The organism is Microcystis protocystis FBCC-A270 (genome assembly GCF_050500235.1).
Classification (GTDB): Bacteria; Cyanobacteriota; Cyanobacteriia; order Cyanobacteriales; family Microcystaceae; genus Microcystis; species Microcystis ichthyoblabe_A.
Genome location: NZ_CP191407.1, coordinates 3659231 through 3680635 on the forward strand (window position 1 = coordinate 3659231; position 21405 = coordinate 3680635).

Annotated in this window: 22 protein-coding genes; 8 read left to right on the forward strand and 14 right to left on the reverse strand. The window is 37.7% G+C overall.

Going from position 1 to position 21405, the window contains the following annotated elements; genetic code table 11:
• Window positions 1-40: 40 nt before the first annotated feature.
• Window positions 41-694, reverse strand: coding sequence for a DUF4335 domain-containing protein (locus ACQY1X_RS17805; RefSeq protein WP_036399963.1), 654 nt, complete (start codon window positions 692-694; stop codon window positions 41-43).
• 2 nt (window positions 695-696) lie between these two features.
• Window positions 697-1323 (reverse strand): DUF3038 domain-containing protein, encoded by a 627-nt coding sequence (locus ACQY1X_RS17810; RefSeq protein ID WP_430013253.1) that lies wholly within the window; start codon window positions 1321-1323, stop codon window positions 697-699.
• A gap of 98 nt (window positions 1324-1421) precedes the next feature.
• On the opposite strand from ACQY1X_RS17810, the gene ACQY1X_RS17815 reads away from it, so the two are divergent.
• From ACQY1X_RS17815 to ACQY1X_RS17835, 5 genes are all read left to right on the forward strand, one after another.
• Entirely contained in the window at window positions 1422-1940 is a 519-nt protein-coding gene (locus tag ACQY1X_RS17815; protein WP_002737799.1) for an adenine phosphoribosyltransferase, read from the forward strand.
• 156 nt (window positions 1941-2096) lie between these two features.
• Window positions 2097-3158 carry an ABC transporter permease gene (locus ACQY1X_RS17820; RefSeq protein WP_430014956.1) on the forward strand — a complete coding sequence of 354 codons (1062 nt, stop codon included), beginning with the start codon at window positions 2097-2099 and terminating at the stop codon, window positions 3156-3158.
• 360 nt (window positions 3159-3518) lie between these two features.
• Window positions 3519-3827 (forward strand): hypothetical protein, encoded by a 309-nt coding sequence (locus ACQY1X_RS17825; protein ID WP_002737657.1) that lies wholly within the window; start codon window positions 3519-3521, stop codon window positions 3825-3827.
• Between the two features lie 3 nt (window positions 3828-3830).
• Complete coding sequence (locus ACQY1X_RS17830) at window positions 3831-4709, forward strand: SDR family oxidoreductase (protein ID WP_430014957.1); 879 nt, start codon at window positions 3831-3833, stop codon at window positions 4707-4709.
• Window positions 4696-4848, forward strand: coding sequence for a hypothetical protein (locus ACQY1X_RS17835; protein ID WP_002737765.1), 153 nt, complete (start codon window positions 4696-4698; stop codon window positions 4846-4848). The genes ACQY1X_RS17830 and ACQY1X_RS17835 overlap by 14 nt, the downstream gene beginning before the upstream one ends.
• A 205-nt stretch (window positions 4849-5053) precedes the next feature.
• Here ACQY1X_RS17835 and ACQY1X_RS17840 read toward each other — a convergent pair whose 3' ends face one another.
• The gene (locus ACQY1X_RS17840) at window positions 5054-5434 is read right to left on the reverse strand and encodes a hypothetical protein (RefSeq protein WP_430013254.1); all 381 of its coding nucleotides are present in this window, start codon (window positions 5432-5434) and stop codon (window positions 5054-5056) included.
• 627 nt (window positions 5435-6061) lie between these two features.
• Between ACQY1X_RS17840 and ACQY1X_RS17845 the strand changes: the two genes are divergently transcribed.
• Entirely contained in the window at window positions 6062-6652 is a 591-nt protein-coding gene (locus ACQY1X_RS17845) for a Uma2 family endonuclease (protein WP_430013255.1), read from the forward strand.
• Between the two features lie 173 nt (window positions 6653-6825).
• On the opposite strand, the gene ACQY1X_RS17850 is transcribed toward ACQY1X_RS17845, so the two are convergent.
• The 6 genes from ACQY1X_RS17850 to ACQY1X_RS17875 form a co-directional block, all read right to left on the reverse strand.
• A complete protein-coding gene (locus tag ACQY1X_RS17850; protein WP_008204589.1) occupies window positions 6826-11463 on the reverse strand; it encodes a sacsin N-terminal ATP-binding-like domain-containing protein in 4638 nt (1545 codons plus the stop codon).
• A gap of 474 nt (window positions 11464-11937) precedes the next feature.
• On the reverse strand, window positions 11938-12210 hold the full coding sequence (locus ACQY1X_RS17855) for a PIN domain-containing protein (RefSeq protein WP_008204591.1): 273 nt from the start codon (window positions 12208-12210) through the stop codon (window positions 11938-11940).
• Window positions 12203-12475, reverse strand: coding sequence for a hypothetical protein (locus ACQY1X_RS17860; protein WP_002737947.1), 273 nt, complete (start codon window positions 12473-12475; stop codon window positions 12203-12205). Before ACQY1X_RS17860 ends, ACQY1X_RS17855 begins: the two co-directional genes overlap by 8 nt.
• A 111-nt stretch (window positions 12476-12586) precedes the next feature.
• Window positions 12587-14143 (reverse strand): AAA-like domain-containing protein, encoded by a 1557-nt coding sequence (locus tag ACQY1X_RS17865; protein WP_430015746.1) that lies wholly within the window; start codon window positions 14141-14143, stop codon window positions 12587-12589.
• A 79-nt stretch (window positions 14144-14222) separates the two neighbouring features.
• Complete coding sequence (locus ACQY1X_RS17870) at window positions 14223-14642, reverse strand: type II toxin-antitoxin system VapC family toxin (RefSeq protein ID WP_002756819.1); 420 nt, start codon at window positions 14640-14642, stop codon at window positions 14223-14225.
• Window positions 14639-14923, reverse strand: a complete 285-nt coding sequence (locus ACQY1X_RS17875; protein ID WP_002755003.1) for a hypothetical protein — start codon at window positions 14921-14923, stop codon at window positions 14639-14641. Before ACQY1X_RS17875 ends, ACQY1X_RS17870 begins: the two co-directional genes overlap by 4 nt.
• 76 nt (window positions 14924-14999) lie before the next feature.
• On the opposite strand from ACQY1X_RS17875, the gene ACQY1X_RS17880 reads away from it, so the two are divergent.
• Window positions 15000-15590: a Uma2 family endonuclease gene (locus tag ACQY1X_RS17880; RefSeq protein WP_430013256.1), complete on the forward strand. Its 591-nt coding sequence runs from the start codon at window positions 15000-15002 to the stop codon at window positions 15588-15590.
• Window positions 15591-15849: 259 nt separating this feature from the next.
• Here ACQY1X_RS17880 and ACQY1X_RS17885 read toward each other — a convergent pair whose 3' ends face one another.
• The gene (locus ACQY1X_RS17885; RefSeq protein ID WP_430014958.1) at window positions 15850-17052 is read right to left on the reverse strand and encodes a glycosyltransferase family 4 protein; all 1203 of its coding nucleotides are present in this window, start codon (window positions 17050-17052) and stop codon (window positions 15850-15852) included.
• A gap of 13 nt (window positions 17053-17065) precedes the next feature.
• Window positions 17066-18166 carry a chorismate synthase gene (gene aroC, locus ACQY1X_RS17890; protein ID WP_430014959.1) on the reverse strand — a complete coding sequence of 367 codons (1101 nt, stop codon included), beginning with the start codon at window positions 18164-18166 and terminating at the stop codon, window positions 17066-17068.
• Window positions 18167-18415: 249 nt separating this feature from the next.
• Here aroC and sfsA point away from each other — a divergent pair, with 249 nt between their 5' ends.
• Complete coding sequence (gene sfsA, locus ACQY1X_RS17895) at window positions 18416-19135, forward strand: DNA/RNA nuclease SfsA (RefSeq protein ID WP_130757550.1); 720 nt, start codon at window positions 18416-18418, stop codon at window positions 19133-19135.
• A gap of 128 nt (window positions 19136-19263) precedes the next feature.
• Here the strand turns inward: sfsA and ACQY1X_RS17900 are convergent, their stop codons facing one another.
• The 3 genes from ACQY1X_RS17900 to ACQY1X_RS17910 form a co-directional block, all read right to left on the reverse strand.
• A complete protein-coding gene (locus ACQY1X_RS17900; RefSeq protein ID WP_016516428.1) occupies window positions 19264-19875 on the reverse strand; it encodes an NYN domain-containing protein in 612 nt (203 codons plus the stop codon).
• Window positions 19876-19897: 22 nt separating this feature from the next.
• The gene (locus ACQY1X_RS17905; protein ID WP_430013259.1) at window positions 19898-20566 is read right to left on the reverse strand and encodes an energy-coupling factor ABC transporter ATP-binding protein; all 669 of its coding nucleotides are present in this window, start codon (window positions 20564-20566) and stop codon (window positions 19898-19900) included.
• Between the two features lie 492 nt (window positions 20567-21058).
• On the reverse strand, window positions 21059-21328 hold the full coding sequence (locus ACQY1X_RS17910) for a hypothetical protein (RefSeq protein WP_123229920.1): 270 nt from the start codon (window positions 21326-21328) through the stop codon (window positions 21059-21061).
• Window positions 21329-21405 lie beyond the last annotated feature (77 nt).

The following is a 21405-nucleotide window of genomic DNA, read 5'->3' on the forward strand; positions in this document are numbered from 1 at the left end:
GTGGGGTGTGGGGTGTTGGGAAAAGCGCAAAGGCCTAATTTTATCTAGGAGGGGGGACGGGATTAGTGGGGACGGTGGGACTGGGAGAAGCGGCGGGAATGGGTGGATTTTCGGGTTTACGGACTTGGGGGACGGGTAACAGATAGAAAAGTAGGGCGCAAGCGACAAGACTGCCTAATCCCGCCAAAAAAGGCACTGTTCGACTGGCCACCGATTCATTCACCTTATGGTAGCGACGGGAAACTGGCTGTAATTTCAGGGTTAGGTCAGGTAAAGTGCGAGTATCGGCAAAAAATTGGTCAATCGCTTCTATTAAATCGAATAACTGCACGGTACTGATTTCTATGTTGACTGGACTTTCCGGGATATTCAAGTCCGTTGATGGATACCAGACCAGACGATGGAGATTCTGGTCAATCTTTTCTAGGTACACATGATCTGGTTCATGGACGGGGTCTTGGGGATGACGAACACCACTCAAAAATTCTTGGGCATACTGACTGACCGCTTGTACCAAATTTTCCAAGAAAACCCGACCACCTTGCAGGACTTTATTGGCCCCGACTAACCGACATTCTACGTTAGTCAAAATTGAGAGTAAAGGTCGGCTATCCCCGGGGTTAGCCGGGGCGAAATCATCGCCGAAACCATCGAGAATCAGGGTACAATTGGGCAAGCTATACTGTCTTCTCATTTCTACACTATCTCCCCATCAAATAAACTAATCCAAAAGCGCTGCATTCCCGTCGTACCAGTACAAAATAATAACTGATCGAGGAGGGATAAAGCCAGTTCATTTAGGGCATTTTCATCAGCTAGATAAACCGATACTTTGGCCCGACGGGGGTTCATGCGACTGCGAAAATTGGAGCGAAATCTTTCTAGGTATTCTGATAAAAGAAAATTATTATCCACGGGTAAACCCTTTGATTCCATCTGTTGCCGCGCTAACAGTAATTGTCGGATGGATATAGCCAGGGGTTTGGCCCGATAACTGGCAATGATAACTAAAGCTTTTGCTTGGTCAAGGGTGAGACGGTCGAGGGTGTAGGAAATTCGCCAGGGATTAGTACAGCGTAAGCGCCAGAAAATAATCCGGTTTCTGACAATTTTATCAAGTCCTAGTTCTTTACAGAGGGCTAACAGGGCCTCCCCGGCACCGACTTCTAAGGATTCCAACGCTAACAGCATTAAATCGATATGCTGTTGGAGATGTAGGGCGCATTGCTGACTTGCAATCGGAAAATCGGGTAAAACGCTTAAAATAACCGGTTTTTCTGGGGCTGATGCTGTAGATTCGGGCGTTAGGCTAGTAGAGGTCATGATATAGGAGAACTAAAACACAAGGGCGATCGAGTCAGGGTATTGTAAATTGTATTGTATAGATAGCTGTCCCCCATTTTACGAGACACGGAAACCGAATGGATCTGAAATCACTGATTCGCGATATTCCTGACTTTCCCAAACCGGGTATTGTCTTCCGCGATATTACTACCCTACTCAATCATCCCCAAGGATTACGTTACACGATCGATACCCTAACGGCAAAGTGTCGCGATTACGGTTTATCCCCCGATTACATTGTCGGTATGGAATCGCGGGGTTTTCTCTTTGGTGTTCCTTTAGCATACCAATTAGAAGCGGGATTTATTCCTGTCCGGAAACCGGGCAAACTACCCGCCGCCGTTCATAGTATCGAGTATGATTTGGAATACGGAAGCGATAGCCTCGAAATTCATCAGGACGCGGTGGCATCCCATCATAAAGTCCTAATTGTCGATGATTTAATCGCGACGGGAGGGACGGCGAAAGCAACAGCCGATTTATTAGAAAAAATTGGTTGTGAGGTGTTAGGATTTGCCTTTATCATCGAGTTAATCGACCTCGGTGGTCGGGAAAAATTACCCGATTTACCGATTATTACCCTCATCGATTATTAGGTTTTTTTAAGTACCTAAGCAGAATTAATTACACATTTCGCTAACACTCTGGCAAGAGTGCCTATCTCAAAAATGGCAATTAATTCTGCGCGACTATTTGTCTCCTGACTCCTGAATTGGAGTCCCCACTAGGAAATTAACTTGGCATGATTACTTATGACGGCGACCGATGATAATTATAAGGCTAAAACCGCTCGATCGAGTGCTAATGGGTTACAATCTCTCCTAACTAGCGAAACTTTTTTGTATATTGTCAAGCGTGTTCTCCAGGGTTTATTAACTCTGTTGTTGGCCTCGGCTTTGAGTTTCGCTATTATCCAATTAACCCCCGGCGGTTTTCTGGCTTTGCTTGACCTTAATCCCAAGATTAGTCAGGAAACTAAAGAACAATATATTGCCCTTTTTGGTTTAAAAGACCCGCCGATTGTCCAGTATTTTAAATGGTTGTGGCAAGTGGTAACTCAGTTTAATTTTGGTCTGAGTTTTACCTATTTTCGTCCCGTGTCTTCCCTATTATTAGAGAGAATTCCAGCGACGTTATTAATGTCTTTGACTTCCATTATTTTAACCTGGGCGATTGCGATTCCCTTGGGCATTCTCAGCGCCGTCAAACAAAACCAATTTATCGATAAATTTTTCCGAGTTATCAGTTATCTTGGTCAAGGTTTTCCCAGTTTTATCACTGCCCTTTTACTGCTAATTCTCGCCCAAAATGTCTCGCCGCTTTTACCGGTGGGTGATATGACCAGTATTAACTATTCGGAATATTCCCCTATCGGTAAAGTTTTAGATATCGCTTGGCACATGATTTTACCAACTATTGCCCTGACAGTTACCAGTTTTGCAGGATTACAAAGATTGATGCGGGGACAATTATTAGATGTTCTGCGACAGGATTATATTCAAACCGCAAGGGCGAAAGGTTTACTGGAAAATAAAGTTATCTATGTCCACGCTTTACGCAATGCTATTAATCCCCTGATAACTCTTTTGGGCTTTGAATTTTCTAGTTTGTTAAGTGGGGCATTTATCGCCGAATTTTTCTTTAATTGGCCAGGATTAGGTCGCTTAATTTTGCAAGCTGTGACGGCTAAAGATTTGTATTTAGTTATGGGCAGTTTAATGATGGGTGCTACTATGTTGATTATCGGTAATCTTCTGGCTGATTTGCTTCTCAAAGCTGTAGATCCTAGAATTAAATTGGAGGATTTAAAGTAGGGTGATAGGGAAATTTCAGCTAAATTTCCCACTACCCAACGGGTGCATCTCACATTTGCAGAAATAGGGACAATCAGCAATTATCAGTGACCCTTAAATTATTACAGATGTATCAGCAGCTGCGTGTAAGCATCCCACCGAAAAACTAATGCGCGGGGGGTTTGGGGGCGGCGCCACGCCCCCAACGGGGGGTTTGGGGGGTAGAACCCCCCAAAGCTTGGATTGAGTGGTAAAATCGGAAGTAATGACCAATTTTAGAAGATAGTTTCCCTTTAAAAATCCCAACTCAGTAGATTTACAAAAATGGGATGTACCCCCACCCAACCCCTTTTTTCCTTTTCACTTTTCACTTAATAAACTATGTTAGCAACTACACATTATTTACTCAGGTCAAAACAAGACGGACAATACCTAGTAGCGCGTCTGAGAAAAGGTGAAAGCGAAACTCCGGCCAGTTATCTGCTTCTGTTTAAAGAATCCTATGATGCTTTAAGTTATATCAATACCCATGCTCAGGATTTAGCCAATAATTTTTCTGTGGAAACTCTCTCAGGAACACAATTAAAGGGACTGATGCAGCGATGGGGATTTGCAGGAATTGGTTTAGTTAGTGAACCGTTGGAACCACAGGTGCAGTTTTTAGCCTACGAAAAAGGATTTAATCTCTAAACTATGAAAACGCTGTTAATCACTGGAGTTAGTGGGTTTTTAGGTTGGCATATTTACCAAAAAACTCGCTCATCTTGGGCAAGTTTCGGTACATACCTTAATCACAATGTCAATAGTAATGACCCAAATTTAATTAAAATTAATTTAACAGACTTAGCCGCAGTTAAAGAACTTTTTCAACAGATTAAACCCGACGCGGTAATTCATGGGGCTGCCCAATCAAAACCGAATCTCTGTCAAGAATTTCCCCAAGCATCCGAGGCAATTAATCTGACAGCTTCTCTAGAAATTGCCCGTTTATGTAGTCAATATCAAATACCCCTAGTTTTTACCTCTACCGATTTAGTTTTTGATGGTAAAAATGCCCCCTATTCCGAAAATGATCCCGTTTCTCCAGTCAGTGTCTATGGTGAGCAAAAAGTAGCGGCAGAAAAGGGTATTTTAGCAATATATCCTCGGGCAGCTATTTGTCGAATGCCGTTGATGTTTGGTTCCCCTTCTCCCCGTGCTAATAGTTTCCTGCAACCATTTTTAAAAACCCTCCAAGAAGGAAAAGAATTATCTCTATTCACTGATGAATATCGGACGGCTGTTGGGGTTAATAGTGCGGTGAATGGGTTACTTTTGGCATTAGAAAAAGTGCAAGGGATTATTCATCTGGGGGGTAAAGAAAGAGTTTCTCGTTATCAATTTGGTTTACTAATGGCGGCAGTTTTTAAGCTTCCCAGGGAACAAATAAAACCCTGTTTACAGTGCGATGTTCCCATGAGCGCGCCGCGTCCGCAGGATGTTTCTCTTGATAGTTCTCTTGCTTTTTCTTTAGGTTATCAACCATTAAGTATTAAAACCGAATTAGAGGCAATTAGAGATGAAATTATCTGAACAAAAGCGGACTATATTAATTATCTTGCTCCTGTTTTTTACCGCTATTCTCATGACTAATTATTTCGAGGTAGGGATGACGGGAGTGTTAGCTTTTTTCGTTGCCTATCTTTCTAAAGGATTGCGAAAAGTTAAGTAGGGTATATTGAAAAAGCCTGAAATGCCGATAGGAAAAAGGTAAAATACCCTAAAAGTCCTGCACTTTTTTTATTCAGGACAGATGTATATAATCTCGGCGGCAACTCCATCAGAACCAGAATCATTTGAACTACCCTTTGCAACTTAATTGGCGTATTTACCTACTTATTTTCCCGAATTCTCTCCTATTTTAGTCTTTTCTTAAGTCATTTTTTAAGCATTTGGTTATAAACTTGTCGTGAAAGAATTGGGAAAAACTCTTTGCCTTGATAAAACTTTTTTTCATCTTCAAAGACAACTAAAATATAATGAGCTTTGTTATCAGGACTGACGATAATAGCCGCATCATTTCGATTATTAAATGTCCAGCCTATCTTAGCATAAAATTGAGTGTTAACGGGGGGAGATTGACCTAAAAAGTCTTGGATAGGATTAAAAGGTTTTTCTTTCCACGCTTGAGGATGTAAATCTCGTTTAATCAATTGTTTAATCGCTTGGCTATAAGCTGGTGAAATGGCTTGTTCTTGCTCAATTTCGATTGGAAATTTTCCAATTTTCACTCTCTTTTTTAAACCAATAAATAACATTTTTGGGTCTATTATACTGATCGTGATAAGTTTAACTAATCAATGATTGGCTGCTAACAGCGGTGAGTACAGATGTTGAAAATTTCTTAACCCATAAGTCTGACGCAAAATTACACGAATACGATTATTTAAAACTTATTTAGATGCTGAACAGCTTATTAACAAGTAATTTAGATAAGTCTCTTGCATAATTAATTTTTGAGGGTTCAAAAACGTCAAAAATAAGGATTAAAGGCTCTTCTAGGTTCTGTGTGATAAGTTTAACTTACTATATGATCGATCAATCTTTGTGTCTTTGTGGTTCGTTCCACCCCCTCGCTAGGAGGAATGTATCTTAGAATACATTTTACCCACTAAACCCAAGAGAGCCGATTAAATGGCATAAAATCTGTAAATAGACCATTTAATTGATTATTATTCATTATTAATTCTCCTGACTACTGACTTCTAATCCTAACAACAATTTTTGATTTTTACAAGAAGTCTGATGATTTGGTATTCTCAAAAGGTTTACTGGCTATGGTATGATTAAGGGGGGTTTGTTAGACTATGATATTTTTCATGATCATCTGTTTTTATCTGATATCATGTTTAGAAAAATTCACTCTCTAGATTTGGGTTTAAATTATGATAACTACACTTATCGAACGAGAAGCAGAACCAATTTTAATTAGTGACTTAACCTGGAGAGAATTTAAAGCTGTTGAACAGCTAATCGATCGCCCAGGGTTAAAGTTATCTTTTTTAGATGGAGTTTTGGAGATTAGAAAAATGCCAGGGAAAAAACACGAAACTATCAAAAAACGTATTGCTTCCTTAGTAGAAATTTATTTAGAATTTTTGGGATTAGATTTTACTCCTACTGGTTCTGTCACCTTAGAAAATGAATTTGAAAAGGTTAAAAGAGAAGGTGATGAATCTTATGAATTGGGAGCAAATAGAAAACATCCTGATTTAGTGATTGAGGTGGTTGTTAGTAGTGGAGGAATTAATAAACTGGAAGCATACAAACGGTTACAAATTCCCGAAGTTTGGTTTTGGATGAATGATGAGTTATTGTTTTATAGTTTAGGAAATGATGGTTATGAAGCTGTTAGTAAATCGCAACTTTTACCGAGTTTAGATGTAGATTTATTGATGCGTTGTATTGGTATAGAAAATCATGCTCAAGCGCTGGGAGAATTTAGAGCAGGGATTAAACCGAATTGCTTGGGTTAATATTGATAGAAAACGATTAAGAAATTATTGCTTCAGTTGCTGTGGATTCGTTGAAGCAGCAAATTATCAATCAGATTTTGGTTGAGAGAATTTCAGTATATTAAGGGGAAGAGAAATGTGAGTGACGAGCTTGTAAAATGGATAAAAGAAAGTTAGTGACTTTCTGAAAACATTCACGATCCCTTTGTAACATTAGGTATCCCTTGTGGATATATATTGACATGGGAATGTTGTATTGATTTAAAAAGCCTTTGCCAGTTGATTAAAATTTCATTAGCGTTTCCGTCCTGATTTTTTTGTAACCCAAGTATCACTTCAACAGTTCCTTGATAATTAGCTTGAGATATACTCTGGTGGTTAAGTTTACTTAAAATATTTTTTAAAGTAGCCCAAACTGAACTTACTCTAATAATTTCTATTAATGTATCTCCTTTATGAATTACTATTACAAGTTCATAGTTATCCTTTCGATTTTCTGAGCATAAAGATTCCCACTGGCTTGTTTTTAAGCGAATGATAGGATTGTTATAACTTATAGTTTTGACTTCACTGTAAATATTTTTACCTTTTGAATCTTTACACAAAAAATCATATCCTAAAGCTAAATAATCACTTTGTTTTTCAGCAAAATAACCTAGTAATTTATACATTCTTTTTGCTTTTCTCTCACCCCATTCTCCCCAATACTCTTTATTCTCACCTGTACCACCAGGAGAATAAACAAATCTAGAGTTATTAGATATATTTTTTTGATTTAGTGGTTCTTGGATATTTTCTGGAGGGGGCGTAAATTTTTCTTCTTCAGTAATATCCCCAATATCATAACCATTTTCTAGTAAGTATTCTTTGATGTCTTCAATCTCATCATCTAGTAACTGTAACATTAATTGCTCTGTAATTTTCACTTTATCTAACTTCAAAGCATCAAGTAAATGTTTACCCAAATTAACATTTTTAATACTATTCCACTTCCTTACATAATAAATAGAATTATTATCTTTATCATAGTAATTATGTAAAGACTCTTTATAGTCTATTAAACTACACATCATGAGAATTTTATGAGGATTATAAAATCGAATGTTATCTACTTTCTCTTTAATTTGCTCCTCTATTAAAATATTACGTTTTCCAGTAAGTAATATACCTATGAATATAGACCTTGCTTTAATTAAACCAGGTAGATAGTTATCAATTTCACTTTTATCCAAATTAATATCCATATCCTCAATAGTGATTTTTTTAACTCTTAAAATATCAAGTATTGTTTCAAATTGAGAACAATTTACACCAGAATCAGCAAATTTTACTAAACTAGAGTTGCGCTTAGGAGGTAATTTCAATGATGTACTAAAATAGAATAAATCATTAATAAAACGAAATTTACCATCATAAGTTAGTAATTTTCCACTATTTATCCAAGTTTTAATTTTTTCTTTATCTTCTTCATTTATTCCTTGTATAATACATCTTAAAAAATGTTCAAAGACTTGATTTAGTCGTCTATCATGTTTGTTGGTATGCTCAGTATATTTTTCAGCAATATCATCTAAGATAGTTAAACAACTTTCTACATTAAGCTCTCGCTTCACACCAATAAAATCTTCTACTTCTTCTTTCAAGCTACATATACATACATTGTAGCAATCTCCTACGAGTTCTCTGATTCGATTAGAGTATATACCCTCAGATGACTTATGGCATTTTTCATCAAAGCAAGGAATTGAGTAGTTATGTTTTACTGAAACTTGAAAATAGGAAATTACTTCTACTGGAATATTATTTCTCCATACTTTTGATTGCTGTCCTAAATTTAATCTATCCCAATTATCATTTATATACCTCCATATTTTCTGAGAAAATCTAAAATTATTAAAGTACAGATAATGGGGGTAATAAATAAAATTTTGAAAAAAGTGTTTTTGCTCATTAGAATCAAGTCCAATAACTCCTAAGTATTCTTTTTCAAATTGCGTTGAAAATTGAATTTCTCGCTTATCATTATATATCCAAAATCTGACTTTCTCTTCTACTCCTATATTTATAAAAAATTCCTTCCATTGCTCTTTATTAGATGATTCATGTTCGGAATATTTAGAACTAACAAATTGATAAAAATCAGTATCTTCATAGAAAGTTTCTAAATTTTGCTGGGGATTATAGTAATTTGATAAGTAACACTTTTTAGCTAGTGCTAAATTATTGTTTCTGACCAAAAGTTTTAATCCACATAATTTCTGAAAGTCTTCTTGAGTTAAATAGGTACGATATGTAAATATTTTTCTGCATATATCAACAGCATTTTCAGATGTTATAATCTCTGGGTTATTGAGGACTTGATAAATTTTCTCTCTAATTAAATCAACACCCTTTAAGTCAGATACTCCTAAGACACCAGTAAAAAACCTTTTCCATTCAATAATAGAATCTCCTTCTTGATAATATTTATTACTGATTAAATTAGGTAATGATACCTCTAATAGTGATATATCTTCCAACTCTTCATTTGTATAAAACTCAGATAAGTTACATTGACTTGCTACTTCTAATCCATTGTTAGTTAATAAAGGTAATTTATGAAGTGATTCAATATCCTCATTACTCAATGATAATGTTTTCCAAACATTAAAAATATATCTGGTAATATTAATGGTATTGGAATCATTAATTGCATTATTGGTAATCATAGGAATTATTGTGTTAGATATAATATCTAATCCATTAGGATCTTTAACACCTATAAATAAGAAAAAATCTTTCCAATTACTAACTGTAGCTGGAGTTTCACAATAATTATGAATAACAAACTTAAAATTTTCAATACCAATTAAATTTGCTACTTCCTCTGTTGGATATTGAGGTTTATAAAAATCGGATAAATAAAAATTACAAGCACAATCAAGATAATATTTATTATCCTTTGGATTACGATAAATTAATTGTAATTCATTTAATTTTTGACATTGTTCAGAATTCAGTTGAGAATAATATTTAAAAATAAATCTGACATAATTTATACAGTTATCTAAGGATAATTCTACATCTGGTTTGTATTTAGCTTGATTTATTCTTTCTTTCAATATTTCGTAACCATTAAAAATCTTAATTCTTAAATTATTTTTTGCCCATGCAAAGAGTTCTTGGTCTTGTCTAAGTTTTTCGTCTATATCAGGATGTATAAAATAAAAAATATCGAAATTTAATATTTCTTTTATTTCTTTCTCTGATTCAATAATTTGGAAATATAATAGATCAGGACTAGCCAAATTACTATTTTCATCCAAAATAAATTTTATAGAAAGTAATTCTCTATTAGATAAGTTTTTTGTTTTTAAATGAGCTAATACTTGAAAAATAAGCTGCGGGTTGCTTTTAACAATATTTTGGTAATGTATGGACTTCAAAAAACTACCAAGGGATTTTACATCAAAAATTTTAACACCAAAATTCTTTAGTTTTGTTTTATTGAGTAATGAATTACTTATAAAGTATCGTTTAGAATCAAAAGATGTTCTTACAGTTTCAACTGGTATTATTTTAGTAATTTCTGTCTCATCTAAAATAGAATTATTTACAGTTAATAATTTATTATCTTGTTCTGAAGGAATAAAAGCAATTAATTCTAGAGCTTGATCAAATTCTTGATTAAATGAGATAAAAGTTTCACTTTTAGCTAAGTTCAAAGAAAATTTAGATGGTAAAATATTAGTAACTTGGTTTCTATATTCTGTCTTTTTAGCAACTTCAGCTATCCATGTTAACGAGTAATAAGCTATATTAGCAAAAAGAAATATATTCCAAGGATTATCATGATGAATTTCTTGTCGGTTAGCTGTAGTTAGAAAATCAGCATTAACTAAAAAAGGTAATTTATATTCTTTTACATTGGTTGGTAAATATGTAAATAAAACAGAATCTTCTTCATTGACAGCAACCAGTTTATTATCTATAAGTTGAGCAGCAAAGGTAATTTTCGAGCGTTCAATTAATTTTAGTTTATCAGGTATTTTTTTATCGCTTTCCATTTTGTCTTTAACTTGTTTAGGCACATTAAAATCAAAATCCTGTACTAACCAATAAGTAATTTGGTTATTTCTACATATTTTGTATTTTCCTCCTTGCTTTTCTTTGGTGATGGAGACATCAACTATGTTGATATTATTTAAGCCTATAACATTTATATTTTGAACATGACGTAAAAATAAAATTAATCTAGGATCTTGAAATAATTTTTCTAACTTTGTTTTATATTCTTTAATTTTAGCTTGTCCCACATAAATAGCAGTTGCAACAGGAAAAGTAAAAAATTGTTGATACTGCTGAATTTCTACAGGATATTCTTTTTTATCTATCCAAATAGGTTTGATTTGCCAAGGAGTTTTCTCAAGGTTTTTATGTCTTTTGTCATTTCTATCAAATTTGAATGAAAAATTACCAGAATTAATATATACACATTCTGAATCCGCAAATACAGATTTAAACCCTATACCTTTATAACCTGTTTGCTCAGAATTATTGACTTTTGTACTTTTGGATATACTCGATATAGCGTCTACATTAGTGCTATCAAAAGGCTTACCATTATGCAAAATCAAAAAATGTTCGCGGAGAATGACAAATAGTACGTTTACTTGACCAGTTTCATTAGGTATATCATCAGCATTTTGCAAGAGTTCAAAGATAAATCGTTCTGTTTCTGTATACAAATCACCTGTAAGTCTTGTTAAAGCATTAGCAAGGTTTTCAGCATCTCTTTCAGACTGACCTGTTTCATTGAATATTTTCTCAATTAGTTGTTTAGGATTTTGCATAATTCTTTATTCGCAGGGAAATTTGGTCATTATTGTTACCTAATAAATCCAGTTCTAAGCAATTACCGAGTATATCGGTTACTCATTGATGATTTTATTGGGTAATATTGCCGTATCTATTTAGCATATCACTTTTTTATCAACTAACAACAATCAAAAATCTGACAGGGGGACAAGAAGGCTGAAATCCATATATCATAAGCTTTTCATGGTTTTAGATCGAAAAAGTCCGCCGCACCATCTCTCACTTATTAATAATAATTCCTAGTAAGCTCGCTCCTATTCCTAATTCTTTCGTTAGCTTTTTGCCTAGAATCGCTAGATCTATTTCTAGAATTTCTGGACTATTTTGTAATAATTCCTTGGTTCTTCGGTTTGTGTTATGCAATGGACTGGGATTATAAAGGATGGAACTCTTATGTAGAAAGGCATTTGGCGATTTTTGTCAATTGTTTTTTATCTAGAGCGAACTCATCAATTAAGTCTCTTGCCAGAGAAGGATTTAGTCGATTTATGCCCCCCTATCGAATCATACCAAGTAACGAAGAGCCATAATCCTTCATCTCTCAATCGTTTAATAATTTCCTCTGCGGATTCTCCTAGGTCAACAATTTTCGATAATACCTCTACCCAATTAATAATACTGATATAACACCCATTAATCAAGGCATTTTCTACAATTTCTGCTCCTGGTTCATCTCTAAGATAAGCTAAAAAGGCAGCAGCATCTAACACAGATTTATTCACTTAAATACTCCTGTCTGCGTTCTTGAATAAGTTCATCTACTAAATTTCTATCAGGTGATTTATCTTTTAATAAACCTCTTAATTTTTTAACTTGGTTTTTGAGACTAACTAATTGTAATATACCATTATCTTCCAGAGTTAAAATTAATCTATATCCAGATTCTAAATTAAGAATTTGTTGGATTTCTTGCGGTAAAGTTAAACGTCCTTCTGGTTCAATATCAAGTATGTATTGTTGAGAAAGTGATGAATTAGCAACTGTCATAACTTTATATTTCCTCGTTTTCTACCTATTTCTAGTTTAGCAAAATTCTCAAAGTTAATCCTGTAGGGTGGGTTAATGAAATGTAACGCAAACAGTAAGTTTTTAAAAGACTCACGCCCGAATCACAGTAATTCTATATTGATTTTCCGTCACCACAACTTCAGTTGATAACCTTTCTTCCATTGGTAAGGCATTTTTCCGCCTATCAAAGATAAATAACCAACCAAAATCTAAACCCAAACGCCCTAAATAAGATTCTAATTGTTCAATTTCATCAGCTTGGGGATCGCGTTTTTTATCCCGCCATACTTTTAATTCAATACCTAAAATTACATCTTTATAACGCAGACATAAATCCATTCTATCACTACCAATTGCATATTCCCTTTCTAAAACTCCCCCACCATTAACCACACGATGTAAAAAAGCCATTAATACAATATGGGGGGCAATTTCATGGTAAGCAGCACTACTTAATAATGGTTCGACCTGTTGTCGCCAAAACTTGAGAAATGCTGTTAATAAAGCATCTATATTTAATTCACCTTTTGCTGTCAACCAACTAGGACTAATTAAAGGTAAACTGTCCTGAGTTCCTTGGACTAAAACGCGGGGAATAACTTCACGATATATGGGGTTAGAAATAACTAATCCCCCCATCGGATCACGTCGTAATAATCCTAAATCTATTAAATATTGCCTATCATCTGCCAGGGTATCGGGTAAGGTTTGCCCTGCTAAAATCGGTTGAATAATGTTTTTAACTCGTTTTTCTCTGAGTTTTTCCGCTAAACTATCTAAATGAGTATCCTGACGATTAATTAATATTTCTTTGGCTGTTAAGATATGTTCTTTAGTAATAGTAATACTTCTATCTTTTACCATTTTTTCTACAATTTCTTTAGCTAAAGCATTGACTAGCCAAGGTTGTCCTTGGGTTAAATCATAAGCTGTTTCTATTGCTTCTGATGTGAAAATTTGTCCAGTTGCTGCTGTATGTTGTTGATATAATTCTCCCACTTCTTCGAGATTAAAATTTCTCATAGTCAGAGAAGCAACTTTGATATTAAAAGGACTGGATGTATTTAATCTGTCACTACCTCCCGATGCTACTTTATAATCTCTCACATCTCGTAAACCAATTAATCCTACTGACGAGGGAAAATTTTCTGGACGTTTAGGAAAACCATCTCTTAACTGTCGTAAAATAGAAATTAATGTTTGGTCTTGTAAAGAGTCAATTTCATCTATAAATAATACTATGGGACGATTGATAGCTTTTGCCCAACCTCTTAAAAAAGCCTTAATTCTGCTTCCTGGTTCTTCCTGTTGCCATTGTTTAGCAGGAGGTTGTAATTCGGTCGGTAAACTATCCTCAATTGTATTATACCATGCCCCTAAAATTGCTAATTCTGCGGCAGTAGGATCATGATTAAATGTACTTCCTACTTCTACAGATACCATGACTGCGGCATAATTTCCAGTATCAGTCAATTGTTTTGCTAGGGATAACATAGCGGTGGTTTTCCCCGTTTGTCGTGGTGCGTGAAGAACAAAATAACTACGTTGTTGAATTAGCTCCTCTAAATCTGGTAATCTGACTGTGGGAGAGAGCATATAGTGGATATCGTCTGAACAGGGATCTGCAATATTAAACCAGCGAGTCATAGAATTTTGGTAATAGATGAACTCTTTAAGTTTAGACATTTTTTATGCTCCCGATACATTATTAAAACCACTAAATTTGCTAATGAGAGTTGGTTAATTCGGCAATTAATTGTTCAGGAGTGATAATTCGTGGTGTGACAATGGGGAAATCTTGAGGATTACGGGTAATAATTGCATCCAATTTATTAACTACCGCAGTAGAGTATTGAATAGAATCTTCAAAATCCTGAAAATTGGTTGTGAAAGCCATTATAATTGCAGCCTGATTTACTGTAGCAATTTGACAAAAAGTAATTAACTGCTTTAAATAAGTAAGCGTCCAATCTCGACCTCTTGCCTTACGGATAATATAATACAAATCACTAAAAGTTGAGGCGGAAATATAACCTGCAATTGTGCCTTTTTCAATTAGTGATAAAACTTGTTCACTTGCATTCCAAAAAGGTTCTCTTTCTAAGGCATTATCAATAATGATATTAGTATCTATCAGGATTTTCACAGGTTATATTTCTCCTTTAAATATTCATATTTAGCTTGATCTGGATCAAAGTCTGCCGGAATGGCAGGGGCATTTTCAAATAAACCCTGAAATGCTTTGATCCTAGATTTTCTTTTTGGTGTTTCTGGTGCTGGTTCAGTGGTTGGGGTTGTGGTATGATCAAGGGTATCTGTGGCTGCCCAAACTACAATTTCCACATTTCCGGGGGGTAAATTCAGGGGTTCGGTAATCAGCAAGTTACCAGATTGATCAATTTTTCCTTTGAGTTTGTATGCTTGCATGATGTTTTTTATGATACTCTGTTTTTATATCATATCATAGTCAACAAAATTCACGCTCTAAATTTGGGTTTAAATTATGATAACTACACTCATTGAACGAGAAGCAGAACCAATTTTAATTAGTGACTTAACCTGGAGAGAATTTAAAGCTGTTGAACAGCTAATTGATCGCCCAGGGTTAAGGTTATCTTTTTTAGATGGAGTTTTGGAGATTAGAAAAATGCCAGGGAAAAAACACGAAACTATCAAAGAACGTATTGGTGCTTTACTAGAAATTTATTTAGAATTTTTGGGATTAGATTTTACTCCTACTGGTTCTGTCACCTTAGAAAATGAATTTGAAAAGGTTAAAAGAGAAGGTGATAAATCCTATGAGTTGGGAGCCAATAGAAAACATCCTGATTTAGTGATTGAGGTGGTTGTTAGTAGTGGAGGAATTGATAAACTGGAAGCATACAAACGGTTACAAATTCCTGAAGTTTGGTTTTGGATGAACGACGAGTTATTGTTTTATAGTTTAGGAAATGAGGGATATGAGGCTGTTAGTAAATCGCAACTTTTACCGAGTTTAGATGTAGATTTATTGATGCGTTGTATTGGTATAGAAAATCATGCTCAAGCACTGCGGGAATTTAGAGCAGGGATAAAAATTATTGAATCAACATAACAATATAAAATGGTAATTTTTTCTGCCTATATAAAGATTATGGGTTAACTTAACAGTTGCAGAATGCCGAGAATTAAATTCTCAATATTCCATCACAAGGGAACAAGTTTTTAACCGTTTCATCGCCTCCGTATTATTAGAAGAAAGACGAGCAGGTAATATTCCTGCTTGGGAAGGAATTAGGATTGTAAGAGAAAGAATTTAATAGCGATATGAATCCTTTGAAAGACAGTATTTTTTTGAAAATGCTCTCATTTGATCAACTCAATAACCAATCTAGATGATTCTGTAAACATTGTTTGAGGTCGTAGCGTTGCTTGATAGTTTCCCTGGCATTTAAACGCAGATTTTGCCAACCCTGGGGATAATCTAACACTTCATCCACGCGATCGGCTATTTGTTGGGGAGAAAAGAAATCCACTAATAAACCATTTTCCCCATCAGTAATTAATTCTCGCACGGGGGGAGTATCGGAACCAATCACCACGCAACCCATGGCCATGGCCTCTAACATTGACCAAGAAAGCACAAAAGGACGGGTAAGATAGATATGGGCCGCTGATGCCTGTAAAACCTGTTTATATTGACCGTAGGGCAGAGAACCGGTAAAATGCACCCGGGATAAATCCAAAGAAAGGCTTTCTAACATCAATTGTTTATAGGTTTTGCCGTCCGGTAGAGTTTTCCCATAAGCGACCCGATCCTCCCCGACAATCACGATATGACAGTTAGGCCGACGGGCTAAAATTAGGGAAACAGCCGTCATAAATTGGGGAAAACCGCGATAGGGCTCCATTCCCCGGGTTGCATAGGTGACAATCTCCTTAACACCCGATAAATCTAAACCTATCTCTGGAATCACTAACTGCACATCGGGACGGGGACAGAAATAGTCTGTATCGATGCCATCGTGTAAAACCGTCAGTTTCGAGTGAAATTCTGGGGGAAATTGTTGTTTTTGCCAGATAGTCGGCGATAAACCTCGATCGCAACTGACCAGATCGATGAGGATCGTCGCATTTTTAATTCTAATCCGGGCTTCGGCATCAGCATTGAGGGGATCCGCCGGATCAAAATCAGCATCGGAACCATGGGCATGATAAAACCATTCAAAATAGGCTAAAAACTTAGTTTTCGGGAAAATATCCTTGATAAATAGGCCCGGCACCCAGCCAGAATGTGCATAGACAATATCGGGATAAAATCCTTGATTTTTCAGTTGTTGGCAAACACCATAAACCGCTTGACCTTGTAAAACCGCACTTTCGAGGGGACGGACATAATGATGGGTTTGGGGAGAAACAGCGCGACTTTCCTTGTAAATAAATTTTTTTACCCCCGCTATCTCTCCCTCTTGCCGGGTAGTGCCGAAAATAACTTGATTTCGGGGGTCTTGAGCCAAAACCGTGCTTAAATGGCGAAATTGGGCGGGAAAATTGGAATGAAGGAATAAAAATTTCATCGCGGGTAAAGGTTTAGAAAAAGCGATCGCTAATCGTACATTGTCCCTGAAAACGGAGCAGATGATCGCATAATACCAAAGCCATCATCGCTTCTACCATTGGGACGGCCCGGGGTAAAACGCAAGGATCGTGTCTTCCTTTGGCTGCCAGGGTGGTTTCTTCCCCGCTGCGCGTCACGGTTTTTTGTTCTTTACCGATAGTTGCGGTGGGTTTAAAAGCGATGCGGATAATAATATTTTCACCGTTACTGATTCCCCCTTGGATACCCCCCGAACGATTGCTCGTGGTGCGAATTTCCCCGTTATCATCGATAAAATACTCGTCATTGTGTTCGCTGCCGGTTAAGAAGGTTCCCGCGAATCCCGATCCGATTTCAAATCCCTTACTTGCGGGTAAGGACATCATCCCCTTAGCTAAATCGGCTTCTAGCTTATCAAAAACGGGTTCTCCTAGACCTTTCGGCACATTTCTGGCTACACATTCCACCACACCGCCGATCGAGTCTTTATTCAGGCGAATTTGGTCGATCAGGGCGATCATTTGGTCGGCCGTTTCCCCGTTGGGACAACGCACTATATTACTTTCCACCTCGTCGAGGGTGACGGTGTTGGGGTCGATGATTGCCTCAATATCTTTAATTCGCTTCACATAACCGATAATCTCGACATTATAGACAGATTTAAGGATTTTTTTAGCGATCGCTGCTGCGGCCACCCGGCCGATGGTTTCCCGGGCCGAGGATCTGCCTCCTCCTTTCCAGTTGCGAATGCCGTATTTTGCTTCGTAGGTGGCATCCGCATGGGAAGGTCGGAATTTCTCGGCCATTTCGTTGTAATCTTGCGAACGAGCATCCTGATTCCGCACTAGAATAGCGATCGGTGTACCGAGGGTTTTGCCGTCAAAAACGCCCGAAATTATCTCACAAATGTCATTTTCTCGACGCGGGGTCACGATTCTGCTTTGTCCCGGTTTGCGACGGTCTAAATCGATTTGTATCTCCTCTTCGGAAATTTCTAAGCGCGGAGGACAACCATCGATAACCACTCCTACCCCACCCCCGTGAGATTCTCCAAAAGTGGAAACCCGAAATAGTCGTCCGAAAGTGTTACCCATAATCTCAATGTCTATTAAGCCTCAAGGTTTTATTGTACCTGAGCGGTTATCAGTTTTTCGGGAATAGGGGTTGGGAATTATGAATTATGAATTATGAATTATGAATTGGGTGGTGGAGTGGTGGGGTAGTGGGGAATTTAGCCGAAATTTCCCCATCTCCCTATCTCCCTAAATCCCTATCTACTGTCTTCAGGTTAAGATTCCCAAAAAAAGGCTATTCTTTACCTTATATTCCTCGGCAGAAATTTGATGACTCCCTTGTTAGTTCACACTTACCCTTCTCTTGTCAAGGGTATTTTAATTAAACGTTACAAACGCTTTTTTGCCGATATACAATTGGACAACGGAGAATTAATTACGGCCCATTGCGCTAATACCGGACCGATGACCGATGTATGCGTAGAAGGTCAACCGGTTTATCTTTCTCGCAGTGATAACCCGAAGCGAAAATTAGCTTATACCTGGGAGATGATTCAACTGGGGGAAACTTGGGTGGGAGTTAATACCAATCTTCCTAATCAGGTGGTGAAAAATGCCCTGTTGCAGGGAGTTTTTCCCGATTTGGTCAAAAATGACACCGAAGTGCGATCGGAAGTGGCCTACGGTCAAAATAATGGCAGTAGAATTGATTTTCTTTTGACCCATGAGGATAATTCCCTCACCTATATCGAGGTTAAAAATACCACTTGGAATCAGGGAGAAACGGCACTTTTTCCCGATACTGTCACCACGCGGGGACAGAAGCATTTACAGGAATTAATGGCTTTATTGCCGGCAGCGGAGGCGATTATGTTCTACTTTATTAATCGGGGTGATTGTGACCGATTTGCTCCGGGGGATAGTAAGGATGCTAAATACGGGCAATTATTGCGTCAAGCAGTGGCTAAAGGAGTCAAGGTTTTACCCTGTCGCTTCCAAGTGACACCCACGGGAATTTATTATTTAGGTTTAGCAGAATTGCAGCTGTGAAACCAGTGGTTTAGATGGGCCAGCTTTTGACAAAATCCCCTGAACCGCAACTGACCTTGAAAAGCTTAGAGACACAGTTACCTGTGCCTCTAATGGGGATTTTGTCGATACATATTTGGGGTAATTTGTCAAGGTTTTTGATAACTAATTCCGTGGCGCATTTTCTCTAATTTCTGTTGCACCTGAGCATCGAGAGAATGGAATAAAAAACGCCCTTTGGGACTTTGAGAAGAACTCTGGGATTTTCTCAGACGACGACCGGTTAAATCCACCTCGACTTCCAGACGTTGAGCGGAAATCCAGTGGGCCCCATAACCCATAACGGTCATTTTTTGGGCATTATCAGAGGTAGCGACGATAATCCGTCCGATAGCTGGGGCGCGATCGTGCCAAAAATCGGCGCAGGTTTTCTCGATATAGGTGTCGGCGGTTTGAGCGTGAGCGGTAAAATAAACCGATAAATGGTTAGTGTAGCGTTCTTGGCTGCCGGGGGTATCTTGAAGGTAGGAATCGAAGACGATTTGGGTTTGATAACCCTGATGGTGGGTGTAACCGATTAGGGTTTCAATTAACTTGTCTCGCGCTGGTTCGAGACCGTGGCGATCGCTAATTTTTTTCAGGGACGGCCAAGCGCCGATGACGTTGTAGCCGTCAACCAGCAGAAGGGAACGATCAGAAGAATTAACCATGGCTTTGAGAGTAATTGGTGTAGCATTAAGGGCAGTTCTAAAAAACAGCATCCTAATGATATTAACAAAAAATTTAAGATTCAACCGCCACACTTGCCAATAATCTCGCTTTTAAGTCTAGGGGATTTCCCCGATCCGTTACCTTACCCCCCTCTAACAAAAATGCCCCATCGCTGTAATCCAATTCCTCCAGGCGATGCGTCACCCAAAGGGCTGTAATCCCTCGGTTTTTGACCAATTTCTGCACTTGAGAGACTAATTCTATTTGGGTATCCCCATCCAAAAGGGCGGTGGGTTCATCAAAGAGCAAAACCTCGCAATGACGAGCTAAAGCCCCCGCAATGGCGATTCTTTGCTTTTGTCCGCCACTGAGAGCATAGATCGGTCGTTTTTCCATTTCTAATAAATTCACCGCCCCTAGGGATTCCCGCACCCGCGCCCGAATTGCCGGCGTGGATAAACCCTCGGATACCAACCCAAAAGCCACATCTGCCCCCACTGTTGGCATAACTAACTGATGGTCGGGATTTTGAAAAACAAAACCGAGGGGGTTAGGTATCTCTATTTCCCCGCGACTAGGTTTTAATAATCCCGCTAAGAGCCGCAGCAGGGTTGATTTACCGCTGCCATTTGTCCCCAACAACATCCAAAATTCCCCTCTAGGAACTTGTAAAGAGCAGCCATTTAATACTGATTTCCCATTCGGCCAGCTAAAGCAGAGGTCTGTTACTTTTATAGTCATGAATTATCAGTTATCAGTTATCAGTTATCAGTTAAGCTAAGACTTATTTAGGGCTTGCTGAATAAATGTGAAATGTAGGCAAGATAGGGGTTTTGTGGCTTTTCTTGCTCCCACAGGTACAAGATTTTGAGAGAATCGTGCTTCCAAACCTTGCGTCTTCATCGGCCCGAGTCCTGTAGGGGCGAAGCATTCGGGCAATAACCTATCGATGAAACCGTAGATTTTCTATCCGAATGCTTCGCCCGTACTTTTTGCCGCAAACCCTATTTAAACCGCTTATTCTTAATGATCAGCCCAATCTCCTCCAATCCCTTTACTGTTGCCTCTTGCAAGAGTGCCTCTTGACTCGTCTCAACGAGCAATTTAAATTATGAACAGCTTATCAGTTATCAGTTTTGAGTTTTGAGTTTTCAGTGGAAAGTGTTATCTAGGCGGTTGCCGTTTTCTTGTCACTGATTACTGATTACTGCTCACTGATAACTGATTCAAGAACTATTCTGTGGCTAAGGTGACAAACCCCGGCACTCTACCGGTGGATGCAGCCCCGGATTTTTGTGACACAATCACCGCACTGATCTGATCGCTCAAAACCGCCACCTTTTTATCGGTTTGTTTTTCGCAGGTTAATTCTAATAATTCGGGATTAGGCGATCGCATGGCGTTAATAATTGTTTGATACAAAGAGTCTGCTCCTGCTTCTTCCTTGCGCTGCACGGAAATGGGGATGGGCGAAAGTTTCAGGGTAATATCGATCGAATACATAGTTTAGCGTTCCCTTCCAAAAAACAAGTCAAAAACCATTGTATAGCAGGGGTTGGGAAGTCAGAGATCAGAGGTGA